The organism is Providencia xihuensis (assembly GCF_041953405.1).
In the GTDB taxonomy this organism is placed as follows: domain Bacteria; phylum Pseudomonadota; class Gammaproteobacteria; order Enterobacterales; family Enterobacteriaceae; genus Providencia; species Providencia vermicola.
Genome location: NZ_CP169565.1, coordinates 200,119 through 219,370, shown reverse-complemented (window position 1 = coordinate 219,370; position 19,252 = coordinate 200,119). Strand labels below are relative to the sequence as shown.

General features: G+C 42.9%; 13 protein-coding genes and 1 pseudogene. 8 read left to right on the top strand and 6 right to left on the bottom strand.

Going from position 1 to position 19,252, the window contains the following annotated elements; translation table 11 throughout:
* The first annotated feature begins 1 nt into the window (after position 1).
* From ACE2AL_RS00955 to paaY, 6 genes are all read left to right on the top strand, one after another.
* Positions 2-1,552 (top strand): 3-hydroxyacyl-CoA dehydrogenase, encoded by a 1,551-nt coding sequence (locus ACE2AL_RS00955; protein ID WP_375083843.1) that lies wholly within the window; start codon positions 2-4, stop codon positions 1,550-1,552.
* Positions 1,549-1,992: a hydroxyphenylacetyl-CoA thioesterase PaaI gene (gene paaI, locus ACE2AL_RS00950; protein ID WP_206085090.1), complete on the top strand. Its 444-nt coding sequence runs from the start codon at positions 1,549-1,551 to the stop codon at positions 1,990-1,992. The genes ACE2AL_RS00955 and paaI overlap by 4 nt, the downstream gene beginning before the upstream one ends.
* Positions 1,985-3,187, top strand: coding sequence for a 3-oxoadipyl-CoA thiolase (gene pcaF, locus ACE2AL_RS00945; protein WP_206085092.1), 1,203 nt, complete (start codon positions 1,985-1,987; stop codon positions 3,185-3,187). The genes paaI and pcaF overlap by 8 nt, the downstream gene beginning before the upstream one ends.
* A gap of 114 nt (positions 3,188-3,301) precedes the next feature.
* Complete coding sequence (gene paaK, locus ACE2AL_RS00940; RefSeq protein ID WP_206085099.1) at positions 3,302-4,612, top strand: phenylacetate--CoA ligase PaaK; 1,311 nt, start codon at positions 3,302-3,304, stop codon at positions 4,610-4,612.
* Between the two features lie 150 nt (positions 4,613-4,762).
* Positions 4,763-5,701 carry a phenylacetic acid degradation operon negative regulatory protein PaaX gene (gene paaX / locus ACE2AL_RS00935; protein WP_375083842.1) on the top strand — a complete coding sequence of 313 codons (939 nt, stop codon included), beginning with the start codon at positions 4,763-4,765 and terminating at the stop codon, positions 5,699-5,701.
* A gap of 21 nt (positions 5,702-5,722) precedes the next feature.
* Positions 5,723-6,316: a phenylacetic acid degradation protein PaaY gene (gene paaY, locus ACE2AL_RS00930; RefSeq protein WP_206085106.1), complete on the top strand. Its 594-nt coding sequence runs from the start codon at positions 5,723-5,725 to the stop codon at positions 6,314-6,316.
* A 44-nt stretch (positions 6,317-6,360) separates the two neighbouring features.
* On the opposite strand, the gene ACE2AL_RS00925 is transcribed toward paaY, so the two are convergent.
* From ACE2AL_RS00925 to ACE2AL_RS00905, 5 genes and pseudogenes are all read right to left on the bottom strand, one after another.
* Positions 6,361-7,884 (bottom strand): DHA2 family efflux MFS transporter permease subunit, encoded by a 1,524-nt coding sequence (locus tag ACE2AL_RS00925; RefSeq protein WP_206085107.1) that lies wholly within the window; start codon positions 7,882-7,884, stop codon positions 6,361-6,363.
* A 16-nt stretch (positions 7,885-7,900) separates the two neighbouring features.
* The gene (gene emrA, locus ACE2AL_RS00920) at positions 7,901-9,073 is read right to left on the bottom strand and encodes a multidrug efflux MFS transporter periplasmic adaptor subunit EmrA (RefSeq protein WP_375083841.1); all 1,173 of its coding nucleotides are present in this window, start codon (positions 9,071-9,073) and stop codon (positions 7,901-7,903) included.
* Positions 9,074-9,722: 649 nt separating this feature from the next.
* Positions 9,723-9,949 (bottom strand): annotated as a pseudogene (locus ACE2AL_RS00915) (type II toxin-antitoxin system Phd/YefM family antitoxin).
* A gap of 108 nt (positions 9,950-10,057) precedes the next feature.
* Positions 10,058-13,144 carry an efflux RND transporter permease subunit gene (locus ACE2AL_RS00910; RefSeq protein WP_375083840.1) on the bottom strand — a complete coding sequence of 1,029 codons (3,087 nt, stop codon included), beginning with the start codon at positions 13,142-13,144 and terminating at the stop codon, positions 10,058-10,060.
* Complete coding sequence (locus ACE2AL_RS00905) at positions 13,141-14,223, bottom strand: efflux RND transporter periplasmic adaptor subunit (RefSeq protein WP_241016862.1); 1,083 nt, start codon at positions 14,221-14,223, stop codon at positions 13,141-13,143. The genes ACE2AL_RS00910 and ACE2AL_RS00905 overlap by 4 nt, the downstream gene beginning before the upstream one ends.
* A gap of 262 nt (positions 14,224-14,485) precedes the next feature.
* On the opposite strand from ACE2AL_RS00905, the gene ACE2AL_RS00900 reads away from it, so the two are divergent.
* Positions 14,486-16,534 (top strand): TonB-dependent receptor domain-containing protein, encoded by a 2,049-nt coding sequence (locus ACE2AL_RS00900; protein ID WP_272538899.1) that lies wholly within the window; start codon positions 14,486-14,488, stop codon positions 16,532-16,534.
* 152 nt (positions 16,535-16,686) lie between these two features.
* Complete coding sequence (locus ACE2AL_RS00895; protein ID WP_272538898.1) at positions 16,687-17,544, top strand: alpha/beta hydrolase; 858 nt, start codon at positions 16,687-16,689, stop codon at positions 17,542-17,544.
* Positions 17,545-17,803: 259 nt separating this feature from the next.
* On the opposite strand, the gene ACE2AL_RS00890 is transcribed toward ACE2AL_RS00895, so the two are convergent.
* A complete protein-coding gene (locus tag ACE2AL_RS00890) occupies positions 17,804-18,739 on the bottom strand; it encodes a LysR substrate-binding domain-containing protein (RefSeq protein WP_206085112.1) in 936 nt (311 codons plus the stop codon).
* Positions 18,740-19,252 lie beyond the last annotated feature (513 nt).

The window sequence follows — 19,252 nt, the reverse complement described above, 5'->3', positions numbered from 1 at the left end:
CATGACACTCCCTACAACTTCTACCATCACGACAATTGCGGTTATCGGCGCTGGCACTATGGGTATTGGTATTGCGCAGGTAGCTGCCACCGCAGGGCTTACCGTTTTACTGTTTGATATTAACCAAGATGTATTAACCCGTTCATTAGACACGATGAGGCAACGCTTACGTAAACGTGTGGAACAAGGAAAGGCTGAGTCAAAAACGATAGAAACGCTGATCACTAACATTCATGTCGCTCAACACTTGTCTGAGTTGTCTAGTGCCCAACTTGTCATAGAAGCTGTTGCAGAAAAATTAGCAATAAAACAGTCTATCTTCGGTGAACTTGAAGCCATTTGTCATAAATCAACAATATTTGCGAGTAACACATCGTCATTGTCGATTACAGCGATTGGTTGCCAATTGAAACACCCAGAACGGCTTGCTGGCTTACACTTTTTTAACCCAGCTCCCGTGATGAAATTGGTTGAGGTGATTCGTGGCCTAGAAACATCACCTGAAGTTATTGAACAATTGAAAGCATTGACTCTCTCATGGGGTAAGGTACCCGTTATTTGCCGCTCAACACCTGGGTTTATTGTCAATCGCGTAGCAAGGCCTTTTTATGCAGAGACCTTACGCGCCCTCGAAGAGCAAGTGGGCTCCCCAGCCACGTTAGATAGTGTGCTGCGGGATGCAGGAGGCTTTGCAATGGGGCCATTGCAACTCACTGATCTCATTGGCCATGACGTCAACTATGCCGTGACTGAATCCGTATTTCAGGCCTTCGGTTATGACCCACGCTTTCAAACCTCATTAATGCAATTGGAATTAGTGCAAGCAGGGCATTTTGGTCGAAAATCAAAACAAGGTTTCTATCATTATGATGATAATAAACCACAACCCACTGCGTCATTTGCCGCAAAAGTTCATCTTAACCACCCCCAAACTGTAAAAGTTCGTGGCGATTGGCAGATATTTCCTGAGTTTGCGCAGCTTTTATCTGAAAATGGGATCTCACTCGAAGGATTAGCACAACAGCCAAATCAATCTCCCACCCTCCTTGTTAATGACGTTATTATTATGTTAACAAATGGTGAATTGGCATCATTTCATGCACAGCGATCAGGGCAGGCGGTGGTTTTATTTGATTTATCGGCAAATTATCTTTCCGCAAGCGCCATCACGCTCACCTGCGCAACGCAAAACAATACGCAACAAAACCAACACGCGATCGCCTTTTTTCAGTCTCTTGGGAAAAACGTGATTGTACTACCTGATTACCCTGCGCTGTTAACGATGAGAACGGTTGCGATGTTATGTAATGAAGCACTCGATGTCGTGAATAAAGGGGTTGCTACTGTACAAGATACCGATAATGCCATGCGCTTTGGGGTGAATTATCCCAAAGGCCCATTAACTTGGGGAGCTCAACTCGGTTGGCCGCGTATGTTATCGGTACTTGAGCAACTTGCGCAGTTTTATGGGGATAGCCGTTATCGTCCCAACCCATTACTTAGGCAGTTAGCTGCAGGTTATCAGTCTTTATCTTTCAAGGAGTTGCTATGATTTCTGTGCCGAATATCACGACTGCTCAACAATCCGCTCATATTATGTATCGTGATGATGCATGTGCAAAGGCAATGGGTATGTCGATTGAGAAAGTCGAAGATGGCTTTGCGCAATTAAAAATGCCAATCACTGCAAATATGCTTAATGGCCATAAGACCTGCCATGGTGGGCAACTCTTTAGCCTTGCCGATACCGCATTTGCCTACGCCTGTAATAGCCAAGGGTATGCTGCTGTTGCGTCTATGTGTTCCATTGATTTCATCCGTCCAGGCTTTGAAGGGGATTTACTCACTGCCACCGCAAAAGTGAAATATCAAGGCAAACGTAACGGGCTCTATGACGTCGAAATAACTAACCAAGATGGCAAAACACTTGCCTTATTCCAAGGGCGCTCTCATCGTTTAGGGCACCGCTTAGAGGAGGCTTGCCATGATTGATGCGTATATTTGTGATGGTGTGCGTACTCCGATAGGCCGTTATGGTGGTGCTCTTTCTTCCCTGCGTCCTGACGATCTCGCGACTTTACCCTTAAAAGCGTTAATGGCAAGGAACCCGCAGTTAGATTGGTCACTGACTGATGACATTATTTTAGGTTGCGCAAACCAAGCGGGTGAAGACAACCGTAACGTGGCTCGCATGGCGGGTTTGCTGTCTGGCTTGCCCATTTCGGTTTCAGGCACAACTATTAACCGCTTATGCGGTTCTGGGCTAGATGCAATCGCGCTTGCCGCGAGAAGTATTAAAGCAGGTGAATCAGGGTTAATGATTGCAGGGGGCGTTGAGTCAATGAGCCGCGCACCGTTTGTTATGGGGAAACAAGAATCGGCTTTCTCACGCCAAGCCCAAGTCTTTGATACTACAATCGGTTGGCGGTTCATCAACCCATTAATGGAACAACAATGCGGTACTGATTCCATGCCTGAAACGGCTGAAAATGTGGCAGAAACCTACCAGATCAACCGTGCAGACCAAGATGCATTTGCACTACGCAGCCAGCAGCGCACTGAACGGGCTAAAGTTAACGGTATATTTGCGCAAGAAATTGTCCCTGTCACCATTAAACAGCGCAAAAATGAAATCGTGGTCACTGAAGATGAACATCCTCGTGCAGAAACCACCTTTGAGCAACTGCAAAAGCTGAAAACACCGTTTCGTGAAAATGGCACTGTCACTGCAGGAAACGCCTCTGGCGTAAATGATGGCGCCGCTGCGCTAATTATTGCATCCAAAACAATTGCGAAACAGCAAGGTTTAACCCCACGCGCCCGTATTGTTGCCACTGCTACTTGTGGTGTTGAGCCTCGATTGATGGGGATTGGCCCGCTCCCTGCCTCACAAAAAGTATTGAAAATGGCGGGTTTAACTATCGACCAAATGGATGTTATTGAGCTAAATGAAGCCTTTGCAGCACAAGCTCTCGCCGTATTGAGGGGGTTAGGTTTACCCGATGACGCTTCGCACGTAAACCCCAATGGTGGCGCGATTTCCTTAGGTCACCCATTAGGGATGAGCGGTGCAAGACTCGCCATTGCCGCGATGAATGAACTTCATCGCAAACAAGGTCGCTACGCCCTATGTACCATGTGCATTGGCGTAGGACAAGGCATCGCCATGATTATCGAACGAGTCTGAAAAAACGCATTCATATCAATAATAACCGCCTGAAATCCGACACCTGCTCAGGCGAAAACCAGCAACGTCATCAACGAAAACTGGTTAACATAATAATTATGAGGAATGGCAATTATGAGCATGATACAAAATAGCATCGACCCAATTGAATTTGCCTCACGTGATGAAATCGAGTCATTACAGTATTCTCGAATGAAGTGGACACTCACTCACGCCTATGAAAATGTACCAATGTACCGTAAAAAGTTTGATGACGCGGGTGTACACCCTGATGATTTTAAACAATTAAGTGATATCGAAAAATTCCCCTATACCACTAAGCAGGATTTACGGGAAAACTACCCATTCAGTACCTTCGCCGTCCCTATGGATCAAATCATTCGTATTCATGCCTCTTCAGGTACCACTGGGCGTCCAACCGTTGTCGGCTACACACAACGTGATATTGATAATTGGGCGGATTTGATTGCACGCAGTTTACGCTCTGCGGGGACAGTACGTGGCGATAAAGTCCATGTAGCTTATGGTTATGGCTTGTTTACTGGTGGCTTAGGGGCGCATTACGGTGCTGAGCGCCTTGGTGCCGCCGTTATTCCAATGTCAGGTGGGCAAACAGAAAAACAAGCACAATTAATTGCCGATTTTAAGCCTGATGTCATTATGGTGACGCCATCCTATTGCCTAAGTATTATTGATGAACTTGAGAAAATCATGGGTGGTGATGCTAGTAAGTGCTCACTTAGATTAGGCGTATTCGGTGCTGAGCCTTGGACAGAATCTCTACGCACTGAAATCGAAACTCGCCTTGGTATCAAAGCATTAGATATCTACGGATTATCAGAGGTGATGGGGCCTGGTGTTGCTATGGAGTGTGCTGACTCAGGTTCTAGCGGCCCAACTATCTGGGAAGACCACTTTTACCCTGAAATTATTTCCCCCGAAACCCTCAAAACATTAGGGGATGGTGAACATGGTGAGTTAGTGTTTACTACTCTGACAAAAGAGGCAATGCCTGTAATTCGTTATCGTACGCGGGATTTAACCCACCTAATGAAGGGCGTCAATCGCAACATGCGTCGAATTGGCAAAATCACGGGTCGTTCTGATGACATGATGATCATTCGCGGCGTGAATGTGTTCCCTTCTCAAATTGAAGAACAAATTATGCAGTTCAAAGAACTCTCACCGCACTATCAGCTCGAAATCGGTCGCCAAGGCAATATGGATAACTTATCAGTCCGCGTTGAGCTCAAACACCCAGAGCAACTCACTTACGATGAGCGCTGTAATATCTGCCATCATTTAAAACACCGTATCAAATCCATGGTTGGGATCAGCACGCGGATCAGTATCGTGAATTGCGGTGATATTCCACGTTCACAAGGTAAAGCCGAGCGGGTCATTGATACCCGAATTGCAATTTAATCAACGAATTAAGGCATATTAAGAATGGGTTACCTAATATGCCATCCTAATGCAACACGCTTTAATAAAAAACGATACGAGACAATATTCACTTTTATGTCTACTATTCAGGAAGAATTCTGATACAAAAAATTTATGGATGAAACATAAATGAATACCAAGCTCGACCAATTTATTCAACATGCTATCGCCAGTCAGCCCATTAGTGGTACGTCGCTCATTAGTTCCTTATACGGTGATGCACTACATCACCGAGGAGGCGAGGTTTGGTTAGGTAGCCTAACTAAATTATTAGAACCCATGGGGTTTACTGACCGCTTTGTGCGTACCTCTGTTTTCCGCTTACAAAAAGAGGGGTGGTTAGATGTCGAAAAAATTGGCCGACGCAGCTACTACCGAATCTCAGCCCGTGGGCAAAGTCGGTTTCGGCGGGCAGAGCAAAAAATTTACCTCGCAGAGCAACCTGATTGGGATGGAAAGTGGGACTTATTGTTATTAGAAGCGGCAGATAAAGAAGAAAAAATTCGATTAAAAAAAGAGCTTAGCTGGCTAGGATTCGGGCAGTTTAATACATCCTTAATGGCAGCACCAAGTTGTGCACAAAGTGATGTACCAGCGTTATTAAATGAGCTCAATGCGACTGAGCAAGCCATTTATTTTCATGCAGACTACCCCTATAGCCGCTCAGAAAAAAACCTGAAAGACCTCGTGTCTCAGGCATGGTCTTTGCAAGATATTTCAGAGCATTATCACCAATTTATTTCCTTATTCAGGCCATTGGCCTTGTTACTCAAGGATAATACGGGAACACACATCAGCCCTGAGCATTGTTTTCAGTTACGGCTGCTTTTAATTCACTTTTATCGTCGCGTCACGCTCAAAGACCCGCTATTGCCTGACGAACTTTTACCGCCTCAATGGGAAGGGCATATTGCGCGTCATTTGTGCACCAATATTTATCAACGTATCGACCAAGCTGCAACGCAATATGTTTCAGAAAATAGCGAAACGACAGTGGGTGAGCTTCCTCAACCTTCCAGTGCCTATTATCGGCGTTTTGGTGGGGTACTGAGGGAAATCGCCGCCTAAATTAACCGTTAAGGAGCCCTTATGCCTTTTTATCAAATCGATGGTATCACGCCTGTTGTTAGTCCAGATAGTTTTGTCCACCCCACTGCGGTCGTTATTGGTGATGTCGTAATTGGTAAAAATGTTTATATTGGCCCTAATGCCAGCTTACGGGGCGATTTTGGGCGGTTAATTATTAAAGATGGGGCTAACGTGCAAGATAATTGCGTGATGCATGGGTTCCCACAGTTCGACACCATTATTGAAGAAGATGGGCATATCGGACACGGGGCTATCTTGCATGGCTGCCATATCAAACGTAATGCTTTAGTTGGGATGAATAGCGTGATTATGGATGGTGCGGTGATTGGGGAAAATTCGATTGTTGGCGCATGTGCATTTGTTAAAGCGGAGGCCATATTTGCACAAAATAGCCTAATCGTGGGTACCCCAGCAAAAGTGTTACGAACACTATCAGAAAAGGAAATTGAGTGGAAAAGTAACGGTACCAAAGACTACCAGAACCTCGTTACTCGCTGTTTAAATACATTAAAAGAAATTGAGCCATTAACCGAAATAGAGGCCAACCGCCCTGTACTTCAGTTTGATAATATTATCCCAAAATCTCAGCTATAAAATGATTGGGAAGCCCCACAACAGCGCTTCCCAATCATTCACTATTACTTCGCATTATTACCAAATGGCGGTTTAGCAAACCAGACGGTAATGATCAGCACAATAAATACCCAACCACATAGCCAGAAAATTTCATTCGCCGCGATGATTAACCCTTGGCTAGTAATTTGCTGTGCAATAAAACCTGAAGTTTGCTCTGTGCTTAAGCCATGAGCAGCCATGCCTTGGTACATTGCTAAAGATTCAGGATTGTAATCCGTAATAAACTCAGTGAGTTGGCTATGATGCACAGACTCACGGTCGCTCCACATCGTGGTCGTGATTGATGTACCAATTGAGCCAGCGAGCGTTCGGAAAAAGTTTGCCAAACTAGAAGCCGATGCTAGTTTTTCAGGGGGAAGTCCCGATAAGGTCAATGTTGTCAATGGCATAAAGAAACAAGCAACCGCCATGCCCTGCACCAGTTGCGGCCAAACTACCGCGGAGAACCCCATGCTCGGCTCAAAGGTATACGCTCGCCAGAAGAAACAAATGGCATAAAAAACAAAACTAAAGGTCACTATCCAGCGGATATCCAAAAAGTCGGATAATTTTGCCACTGGCGCTGAAAATAAAACAGGTAACAAGCCAATCGGCGCAAGTGCAAGCCCCGCCCACGTTGCGGTATAACCATACACCTCTTGCAGCAATTGAGGTAATAACACTATCGCACCAAAATACGCCATATAGGCCAAACTGACCGAAATAGTGCCAATAGTAAAATTGCGCGATTTAAACAAAGACAGCTCGACAATCGGGTTTTTATCCGTTAGTTCCCAAATCACGAGGAACACTAAAGCGATAGCAGAAACAACGGCTAAAACCACAATCTCATTTGAAGCTAACCACCCCAGCTCTTTCCCTTTATCCAGTAGTACTTGTAAACAACCAACCCCCACGGATAATAACGCCAGGCCAATGACATTGAACGGCACTTTGACCACCGTCGATTCCATTCCTTTAAGGATAATCGAACCCACAATAATGACGAAAATGCCGAGAGGTACGTTCATAAAGAATATCCAACCCCAATGGAAGTTATCACTAATATAACCACCAAAAATGGGGCCAAATACAGGTGCTAAAATGATGGTCATCGACCAAAAAGCCAATGCCATATTCTGCATTTTCGGTGGGTAACACCGCATAATCAAACTTTGGGATAAAGGAATAACAGGCCCTGCAACAGCACCTTGTAAAACGCGATATAAAATCAACATTCCAAGGCTATCCGAGAAGCCACAAAGTAATGAAAATAAAGTAAAAAGTGCCGTCGCCCATAAGAAAACGCGAATTTCACCAAAACGCTTAGCAAGATACCCCGAAATAGCAATCGAAATGGCGTTCGACACCCCAAACGAGGTAATCACCCATGTCCCTTGCGAGACGGAAACACCAAGGTTACCCGCAATTGTCGGGATAGCGACGTTTGCGATGGTGGAGTCGAGCACTTGCATAAAAGTCGCAAGAGATAATGCAATGGTAGCCCAAACTAGCTTCGCACCTTTTAGGGGTTGGATATCTGCCACAATCACTCCTTACGAGCTAGTCCGCATTATCACTGATAATGCTATCGATAATGTGGTCGACATCTGCCAATTTTAGCACTAACACATCACTTTCAAACGCGGGCGTTGTACGCTGAACTTCGGCTAACACAGGGCCATTTTGGTCTTTAATATCAATGGTGACATTCATTGATAAGCCAATACGCAATGGGTGTTTTGCCACCTGCTCAGGGTCAAGCTCTACCCTTACAGGCAAGCGTTGAACCACTTTGATCCAGTTCCCCGTCGCATTTTGCGCGGGCAATAATGAAAATGCGCTTCCTGTTCCCATATCTAAGCCAACTACTGTGCCGTTATACACGATGTCATCACCATAAAAATCACTGTTAATGGTAACAGGCTGCCCAATGCGTACTTTTTCCAGCTGGGTTTCTTTGAAGTTAGCATCCACCCAAACAGGTTGAACAGGCACAATCGCCATTAAAGAGCTTTGTGGGCTGACTTGGGAACCCACTTGCACATTTCGGCGCGAAACGTAGCCTGTCATTGGGCTTTTAATTTCAGTACGTTGTAAATTGATCCACGCACTGCGCACACTATCAGCGGCTTGCTGAATGGCAGGCTGTTTTCTTAATGAGGTATTGCGCAATAACGCACGGTTTGCGTTGTATTGCTGAATGGAAATATCCAATGCCGCTTGTGCGAGTTGCACTGCTTCTTGGGAATGTTGCAAATCTTCTTTTGAAATTGTTCCGCTGCGCCCAAGTGCAGCACGGCGTTGGTAATCTTTCTGAGCTTGCGCAAGTGAGATACGGTTTTTCTGTATTTGCGCCTGATACTCATCACCGTTGATATAGAGCTCTTTGGTTTTGCGTACCGTGGTCGCTAAATCGTGCTTAGCTTGTTCGAATGCCAGTTGAGCGTTGGTTTTATCCAACACCACCAGAACATCCCCCGCTTTCACCAAATCAGTATTTTCAAAATTGACTTGGGTAACATTGCCTGTTGTTTGCGCAATAATGGGGATTTGCAAACCCGAGACATAAGCATCGTCGGTATATTCTTGAAAACGCAAAACTAAAAACCAATACACACCATAGGCTACAAATAATAAAAGAATAATTATTGTCGCAATGGTCATCCATATTGTTCGGCGTTTTTCATTTTTCGTTTTTTGATTATTTGTTTCTGAATGGGTTGATTGACTCATAATAACTCTCAGGGTCTAAAATCAATATTAATCCTCCCCCTATATTCAGGAAGTAAATACAATAAAGCAAGGGCTAATATTTTACAAATAAAACAATCACCATAAAAAATAAATAATTCATTGATAAATATCAAATAAATAAAAAAATAACAACTGATTATAATAGATTCATTTTATGATTAATTTAAATGAAATTAGTCATAATTAGATAACTTTCATTCAATTTGAACAAAATCAATATCAATTAAATATATTGAATACATTAGTTCGATAATAACCCTTCTTTTTTTGATGCATTTTAAATATGACTAAAATATTTAGCGCTCTATCATTCGATTAAATAATAATCTCATCATATCTTGACGTTGATGAATGATGGCATGGGATATCATCGTATTTTCGGCTATTTCATACGTATAGAGGATTGTATAGTTTTCTGGTGATAAGTATCCTCTATACCTTGAGACACCAATATCTTGAAGATATTCAGGTATTGAACAACACTCTGGAAATGGGGGTAAATGTTTCTCGTATTTATCAAGGAGTAAATTAGCCTGTTTTCTCCCGATACCTAATTCCTTTAACGAGCTAATAAACGTTTCTGTATACTTAAAATTAACTATCATCCAATCGTTCCAATCATGGTCGTTTAGAGCCTATCCAATAATTGGCCACGTGAATATAATTTATCTTCTTTACTATCTTTTTCTGAAATAGAAAGTAATTTAAGTAATGCAATTGCCTCATCCCTTTTTTTCTATCTCCATAAGATTCAATGACATATGCAGGAATGCCATTTTGAGTTACTAAAATAGGCTCTGATAATTCAAGCCCTGCAGCATGCTTTTTAATATAGCTAATAGCCTCTATTTTCATGGTCTACTCCTAATCAATACGACACTCAAGAACTAAATATAGGCCAGCGGCAATTTTCCAGCAATCGCAATGTTTAAAGCAATAACCGGCACATTGGCCGGCTTTTATTTACCACTGTTTAATATTGCGGTCTTCTTGCGTCACGGAGGTGAGTTTTGCCAGTTGCGGTAATAATTTATGTTTTAAATCATCCATCAAACTGTAAATCACCGGCACAAATAACAGACTCAAAATTGTCGAACTCAATAAGCCACCAATCACCGCAATCGCCATTGGTGCCCTAAACCCTGCATCCGCACCGCTGGTTAATACCAAGGGGATCATCCCTGCAATCATAGCAAATGTCGTCATGATAATTGGTCGAATACGCTCCTGACCTGCCTCTATGATTGCTGCTTCTTTTGGCATTCCCGAGCGCTGCTTTTCAAGAATAAACTCCACCAGCAAAATCGAGTTTTTGGTCACAATCCCCATCAGCATCAAAATACCGATAATCACAGGTAAATCGATCATCGCACCATATAAAACAAGGGCGATGATGGCACCGCCAATAGAAAACGGTAGCGCGACAAGTATGGTGATTGGCTGCATAAAGTCCTTAAACAACACAATTAAGATGGCAAAGACCAACAAAATACTCAATACCATTGTGGTACCAAAGCGCTCGAACATATCAATCATATATTCCATATCGCCATATTCCACTTGTGAAACGCTGTGGGGTAATTGTTGGTATTCAGGGAGTTGCACCACAATTTCCAATGCCTCACCAAGTGTTAGCCCTTCTAAATTGGCTTCTATCGACATTTGTCTTTGTCGATTAATCCGCTCGATTTGTGAAGGCCCATCACTGGAGTCGATTTTAGCAACCGATTTTAACGGTACAGCTTGCTCCCCTGTGCTATTCACATATAAATTATTCAGTACATCAATATTATTTTGTTGATGCTCAGGTAAAATAACCTGCACCGCCAATTGCCTATCGGGTAAATTAAATTTGGCACTACGTGAGTTAGCCTCCCCCATGGTCGCAATACGTAATGTATTGGCGATTTCCTCAACATTGACACCCGTTCGGCCAATATCCACTAAATTGGGCTTAACAATTAGCTCTTTACGTAATAGCGGTTTCATGACCTGAACATTTTTCAACCCTTCCACTTTGGCCATGGCATCACGCAGTTTTTGCATTGATGCTTCAAGCTCTTGAGGATCCGTCCCTGTAAACATTAAGGAGAACTCTTTGCCACCATTACTGTTGCTAAAGGTATAACGTGCATCTGTTTTTTCACTTAGCCACTTCCCTATTTCAAGCTCAAATTGCTTTTGTGATAATTCACGTTCACTTGGTTCAACCAAAGTGAGGATCATTTCGCCTTTGTGTTGAGCAACCCCTTCTGAGTCGTCCGCTATCCCTGCCACCGTATAAGTTGAAATAATTTCAGGTCTATCTTTTAACTGTTTTGTTATTTCATTCATTTTTTGCTGCGTTTGCTCAACCGGCGTACCTGGTGGCAGCTCAATATTGATTTGGCTGATACTGATATCACCATCTGGCATAAAACCGACAGGTAACAAGCTAGTCACTGCGACTGAACCAATTAAAAAGCCCCCCGCCAATGCAGATGCTAATTTTCGGTGTTTTAACGTGAGTAATAAAAACCGCGTATAACGCGCTATCCAATTTGGAATTTTTACGCCGTCGTGTGCGCCTTTTTGCGGTAGCAGCACATAAGCCGCCATTAACGGCGTCACCAATCTAGCCACTAACAATGAAGAGAGCACAGCCGCTGAAACTGTCACACCAAATGGCACAAAATATTGCCCAACAAACCCCCCAATAAAACTGACAGGCAAGAACACCGCCACAATGGTTAATGTGATTGCCACAATTGCAAAACCGATGGCATCAGATGCTTTTAGTGCCGCTAAATAGGGGCGTTCGCCACGTTCGATATATTTTTGGATATTTTCAATTTCAACAATGGCATCATCTACCAATATCCCAATAACCAATGTCAAAGCCAGCAACGTAATACTGTTCAAGCTGTAATCAAACAGAGCTAATACAAAGAAGGTCGGCAATATCGATAACGGCAATGCCACTGCCGCCACTAACGTTGCACGCCAGCTTTTCAAAAAGAAAAAGACGATAATGACGGTAAGAAAAGCCCCTTCTAATAAGGTCTGAATGGTTAAAAAGAAGCTCGATTCTGTATATTTAACCGTTGAGGAAATCAGGCGAATATCAATATCTGGATTCGCTTTTTGTAATTTTTCGACCGCTTCAGCGACGCCTTGCTCCACCTTGGTATCACTGGAGCCTTTGGCACGATAAACCGCAAAACCCACCACGTCCTGACCATTGAACTGCGAAATAGATTTCACATTCTTATAGCCATCATAAATATTGGCAATTTCGCCTAACCGTACCGATTGCTGGTTATCAACGGGTAACATGATGTTTTTAATCTCATCCGCGGTCGATTTTTCACCTAATACGCGGATGGTATGCTGCAACGAGTTATATTTTGAGTTACCACCCGCTGAGTTCTGGTGATTATTTTTCAGTAATTCATTAATACTGGCTATGGAGATTTGCATCGCAGCCAATTTATTTGCATCAGGCTCGATGCGGATCACGCGTTCGGTATCCCCTAAGCGACTGACTTTTTGCACCCCCGGCACTGTGATCAATTGCTTACTGACCGTGTCATCCACAAACCAAGACAAATCCGCGAGAGATTCAGTTTCAGACGAAACGGCGTAACGTAGAATCGCGCCCCCTTCAACATCGATGCGGTTAATCAGCGGTTCATCTATCGTTTGCGGTAGCTCACCACGGATTTGCCCCATCTTTTCGCGCACATCATTGGTAGCCACGTGGGCATCGACACTAAGATCGAATTCGATAGTCGTGGTCGATGCACCTTCACTAATGGAAGAGGTAATATGGCGAATGCCAGGTATTCCAGATACTGCGCGCTCAACCCGCTTTGTTACTGCATTTTCCAGCTCTGTTGGCGAAGAACCATCTTGTGTTACGGTGACAGTGACAATCGGAAACGTCACCACAGGGTTGGCAGTTACAGGTAATTGATTAAAGGAGAATAACCCTGCGATAGTTAATGCCAAAAACATCACTATTGTCGGAATCGGCCGAGTAATGGCCCAAGAAGATAGCTGTAATTTCATTGGCTATCCTTTACAGGCACAATAATGTCATCATCTGATAAAAAAGCTTGTGCATAAGCCACAACATCTAAACTCGGCGCTAATGGGGTTAACACTTCCACTCGCCCTTGCTGAATTTTGCCAATTTGTATTTTTTGTTTCGCCACTTTGCCGTCTGTCACAGTAAAAATATAACGTTCGCCATTGGGTTCTGTACGAATGGCACTATAAGGTAGCGATAGCTGTTCACGGGGTGAATTTCTGTACACCATGGTGCCCGTTTCACCTAGACGCACTTGTTTAGTCGGCTCTGTAAGCGCCACACGGATTTTTCCAAGTTGGGTTAATGCATCTATTTTTGGCGACAAATAACGTAATTTCCCCAATGTTGATTGGTTTTCATCAAGGTTAATCACCACGGGATTACTGCCCACAATGCGAGAAAGCTCGGAAGGGTGAGCTTGCGCTTCAAACTCTAATTCATTATTTTCAATCAACTTAAATAACAAGCTGTTATCTGATAGCGTACCATTCATGGCGTGACGTTCACTGATCACCCCCGAAACAGGGGCAATAATTTTCGATTTGTCTTCTTGGCTTTGTTCACGCATTAACTGGGCTTTGAGTTGGCGCAGCTCTGCACGGCTTGCTGTTAACAATGCGCTCTGTGCGGCTGCTTCTGATTTGGCTTTGCCAAATTCATTCGCCGAAATCACCCCTGTTTTTGCCAGCGGTGATAAGCGTTGCAGCTCTTGTTGAGATTGAGCGCTGAGTGCTTCTTGTTGTTTAATGTATGCCGCAGCTTTATCAATTTCTGCTTTTAATTGATTAACCCCTGCACTTTGGATCGGTGATTCCAACGTCGCGAGCAATTGCCCTTTTTCAACCCATTCCCCTTCTTCCACAAACACTGCGGTAACCATTTGCTGTTGCAATGGAGAACCAATCGAAATTTCGTTTTTTGCCACAAATTTGCCAGGAATGCTGACGACATCAACCGCCATCACATTTTTTGGGTTTGTGACGCTTAGGCGAATTTCCTCTGCCTGCATATTCAAGCAGATGAAAAATAATGAAATGGCTAAAAAAATGTGTTTCATAAGTCATAAAATTCCCGAGTAGACGCTCGCGCTACTGTAATTTCGCTTAACCCTAAACTCCATAAACCAAAGTTAAACCTTAATTTTTCGTTAAGCTTGGCAAAAATCATCAAGTGCATTTTTGCCATACGGGAAAATTATTAACTGAGATCAAATATCGACCATAAATTAGCTAGCCAATTATTTATTTCCGATATGTTTTAGTGATACTATTCGCAAACAATATAATTATCATTCTCATTTACATTTGCTAGGGATTACTATGACTAAGCAACATCACTACACACTTGTCGCCGCAGGTATTTGCGCGGCTTTGGCTTCATTTAGTACGACAGCAGCAGAAGATTCAGACAAACTTATCGTCACCGCATCAGGTTATTCACAACAATTACGCGATGCCCCTGCCAGTATTACGGTGATCACCGCCGAACAGTTACAAAACAAACCTGTGCGCGACCTTGCTGATGCGGTTAAAGACGTAGAAGGTGTCAGCATTGTGGGTTCAGCCAATAAACAAGATATTAATATCCGTGGCTTACCCGGTGAATACACCTTAATACTGGTTGATGGCCGTCGCCAAAACAGCCGTGAGTCACGCCCAAATGGCAGCGGTGGTTTTGAAGCGGGCTTTATGCCGCCCGTCGAAGCCATTGAGCGCATTGAAGTGATCCGTGGACCAATGTCTTCCCTGTATGGTTCTGATGCAATGGGTGGTGTTATCAATATCATCACCAAGAAAGTAACTAATGAATGGCACGGTAGCGTAACAACAGGCACGATTATCCAAGAAAACAGTGATAGCGGTAATTCCACCGACGGTAACTTCTATCTGTCAGGCCCACTCGTTAAAGATAAATTAGGCTTGCAGTTATACGGCGGTGGTGATTATCGACAAGAAGATAAAATTACAGATGGACACTACAAAAAAGACAACAAAAGTCTCACCGCTAAGCTAAGTTTTACACCAACTGAAAACCAAACCTTCCTTTTAGAAGCAGGTAGAACACTGCAAGAAAGAGAAGAAACCCCGGGCAAATCCCTTGCTGAATATGAAATGCGCGGACAATCAAAACAATATAATAAAAAAACCGAACTCTACAATAACCGAAACCACGCCGCGCTGACTTATAAAGGTGAATGGGATTCGTTTAATACAGAGTTAAGTGTCTATCAAGAAAGTACGAAGAAAAAAACCAAAACAGAAATTAAAGATGCCATCACTAAGCTGACTGAATACCGCTATGAAGACCGTGTACCTGAAATTACTAATACAGTGGTAGATGGTAAAGTTGTTGCGTTCTTACCTGACAACATCTTAACAGTCGGTGGTCAATACCAATACTCAAAACTCAAAGACAGCTCATTGGTTTCAAAAGGAAAATTTGAAAATAGCAGCATGAGTGTCGACCAATCTGCTTTATTCGTTGAAAACGAATTTACTGCAACTGATGACCTCATTCTAACGGGTGGATTACGTTTAGATCACCATGAAACTTACGGTAACCACTGGAACCCTCGCGGTTACGCGGTTTATTATCTAACTGACGAAATCACCATTAAAGGTGGCGTGTCATCTGCATTCCGTGCGCCAACACTACGTGAGGTCAGCAAAGGTTATGGCACTTCTACAGAAGGTGGAAATGGGATTATTTATGGTAATCCAGACCTGAAACCTGAAAAAAGTGTTAGTGAAGAAATCAGCATTGCCTATAACCATGAGTCGGGCTTTGATGCCAGCCTGACCCTATTTAATACTGACTTTAAAAACAAGTTAACCAGCTATAACACTGGCAATCCAGACCCGCTTTCAAACCTAAATCTCTATACTTATGACAATGTCGGTAAGGCAAATGTTAAAGGAGTTGAAATCGCAACAGGTATTCCAATTGCTAAAGACTGGAAATTCAGCGCCAACTACACCTACACTGATTCAGAGCGTAAAAGTGATGATGAAAAACTCGGTAATGGTATTTCACTTAAAGGCTATCCATTGGATAAAACACCAAAACATATGGCTAATGCGAAATTAGATTGGCAGTTTAACGAAGATCTCAATTTGTATACGCGTGCACAATATACTGGTGAACAAGTATGGGCAGCACAGCGCAACGGTTCAAAAGTTCCTCGTTACCGTAGCGGCTATACCACCATGGATGTGGGCGCAACTTATCAAGTATTAAAAAATACCAAGTTGAACTTTGCGGTGCTCAATATTGGTAATGAAAAAGGCCCTAAAATTGATAAAGTAGATGGAAACTGGGATGTGGAAGATGGACGCCGTTATTGGGCGAACATTAACGTCAGTTTCTAATTTTAATTTTTGTAGGCTACCTATTCGATACTCTAAATCATTCAAGTTGCATGTAGGCGACAAGAGAAGATATCCCGATGAGCATACAAAAGTATGTGATTCGGGTAGCCGAGCGTAGTCAACAACCATGCAGCTTGAAGGATGACGAGTATATGAACAAATTATTCACCGCTAGCTTATTGCTCTGTATCGCCAGTAATGCCATTGCTCGCCCTAGCCAAAGTATTCCGCCTTTGGATGATAACGTCGCACAATTTTACGATATTAAACAGACGGATATGGCTTATGGCGACCGAGCACTACGCATCTACAGTGCCGTGCCGTATAACGTCACGGCCAAGCGCCCTGTACTGTATATGCTTGATGGAAATGGGTTATATCCAAAAGTCGTCAACCGTGCCGTGGAAACACTCAATAAAGACTCACTACCCATTATTATCGGCATCGGTTACCCCGTTGATGAGGCCTTTCCAAAGGCTTTACGCACCTATGACTATACTCCGCCCGTGTCTGGGGAAGACTTTAGCCATGGTGGGGGAGCACCTGCATTGTACCAGTTTATAAGCCAAACACTGCGCCCTTGGGCTGAACAACAATTTCCTATTGATAAGCAAAAACAAACCTTATTCGGCCATTCATTTGGTGGGTTATTCACCTTAATGGCTTATCAACAAAAACCCGATGATTTTCAGTACTATGTTTCAGCAAGTCCGTCATTGTGGTGGGGGAAAGGTGAAATGGTGCAACTAGCGAAACTCACTGAAAAACAAGCCACAGCACCTATTTTTGTCACTTTGGGTGGCTTAGAAGAGACCCCTGATTTGTCCAAGTTAACGGCAGAACAAGTCCAAAACTACCAAAACCGCAAAAGTTGGATCAGTCCCCGCCAAGTGTGCACTGAAATTCAAACCCATCAGCGAGTATGTGAATTCACTTTATTTGAGGGTAAAAGCCACGGAAGCGTGATCCCCGATGCCATCAATAAAGCGTTGGCGGTTGCCACGCACTAGGGGTTGTTTATCTTTGATGGTCAATTTTCATTTGAATTAAAGCCATTTTAGGCAAGGCGAGAGGGTCGCCGCCTAGTCAACTAGGCAAGGGCCTCTCAACGTAGCATCAAATAAGTGAAACGAGCTTTAATCGAACCCGTAGGGCAGCCTTTAAACACAGTATTGAGCACAAATCTCGACTTACACATTCATCCATTTTTGGGATTGTTTTTTGACCTTTTAGTGGTGAAAATCCGTGGCAAAGATAAACACCCCCTACCTACCCACTAATAGGTTTTAGTAAGTCACTGTAAAGGTCAGCTAAAACCCCATTTTCCGTGAACGATTTGCGTATCCACTGAGTCACTTGCCCTGTTGCTGAATGCTGTGTGGCTAATAGCATATTAGAATCTTGCCGCGGGTTTTGAATATTTTTGACCACTAATCGGCCACTCTTAGCGTGCTCTTTCACCATATAGTCTGGCAAAAATCCGATCCCCTCGCCCAATATTTGGCACTGGCATTTGGTATTAAAGTCTGGCACCTGTATCGCTTCTTGCCCATGCAGTAACCATCCAACTCGTTTATTTATCGTATCTGCGGTGTCTTCCACCATGATATTGGGATAAAGACGCAACTGGCTTTCAGCAATCGGCTCTGGCATTAATGCGAGTGGGTGTGTTGCCGCAATGGCAAACTGCCAATGAATCGCGCCTATTTCCGTATAATCTATTCCACCGCCATCCATTAATGTCCCCGGTGCGCCAATCGCAATATCTGCATGGTTATTAATAATTGCATCCCATACACCGTTATACACCTCGGTAGTCACGGTAATTTGGCAAGTAGCAAATTGTTTCTTTAATATTTGCAGTAACTTAGCCGTATGGTAAGGGGTATATAAAAGTTGGTTAATACAGATGCGCACCCGCGCTTCAATACCTTGTTCAATAGAATAAATACTTTTTTGAATGGAATGAAAGTTATTCAGTAAGTCCGTTGCCTTACGATAAAAATAATAACCCGCTTCCGTTAATTCAATATTGCGAGTATCACGTATAAACAACGCGACATCCAAATAAGTTTCAATACGCTTAATAGTATAACTCACGGCCGATGTGGTAATACCTAATGCTTCTGCGGCTTTACTGAAGCTCGCAAATTTAGCTGCGGTAGTGTAGGTCAATAAATTTTCTTCAGTAAAAATTGAGTTCATACTCGCCTTCCCAAAGTGTTTTAATTTTAATCAAATTGGCTTTTTATGTGAATATTATTCAATAGATTGAAAACCAGGCTATTTTTCAACCGATTTATTGATAGCTTAACAGAATAATTGCCAAGAAGAAGTGTTTTAATCTCATTTGTCTTAAGCTGTCATTTTAACCACAAAAGCTGAGAGACTATTAATAATCAAAATACTTAATATTATTGAATTAAATACCCAAACCAAGTATTAACATTTACCCTGACCGCGATCAAATTAATCACAAATTTAACAATCATAAAACCTTCAATTTGATGTACGTCACAGAACAGAATAATGACGTCTCACCGTTCTCTATTAATTAAAAATAATCGATAAAAACGAGTGAAAAACAGGCAAAAAACGTCAAAAAAGGATGAAAAATAATGCGTACACGCACAAAAAAGGCTGATTATTGAATTTCATTCAACAATAGAGCCTCCCATTGATGAATTAAATTTAAATGGATTCTTTTTATTAATCGCA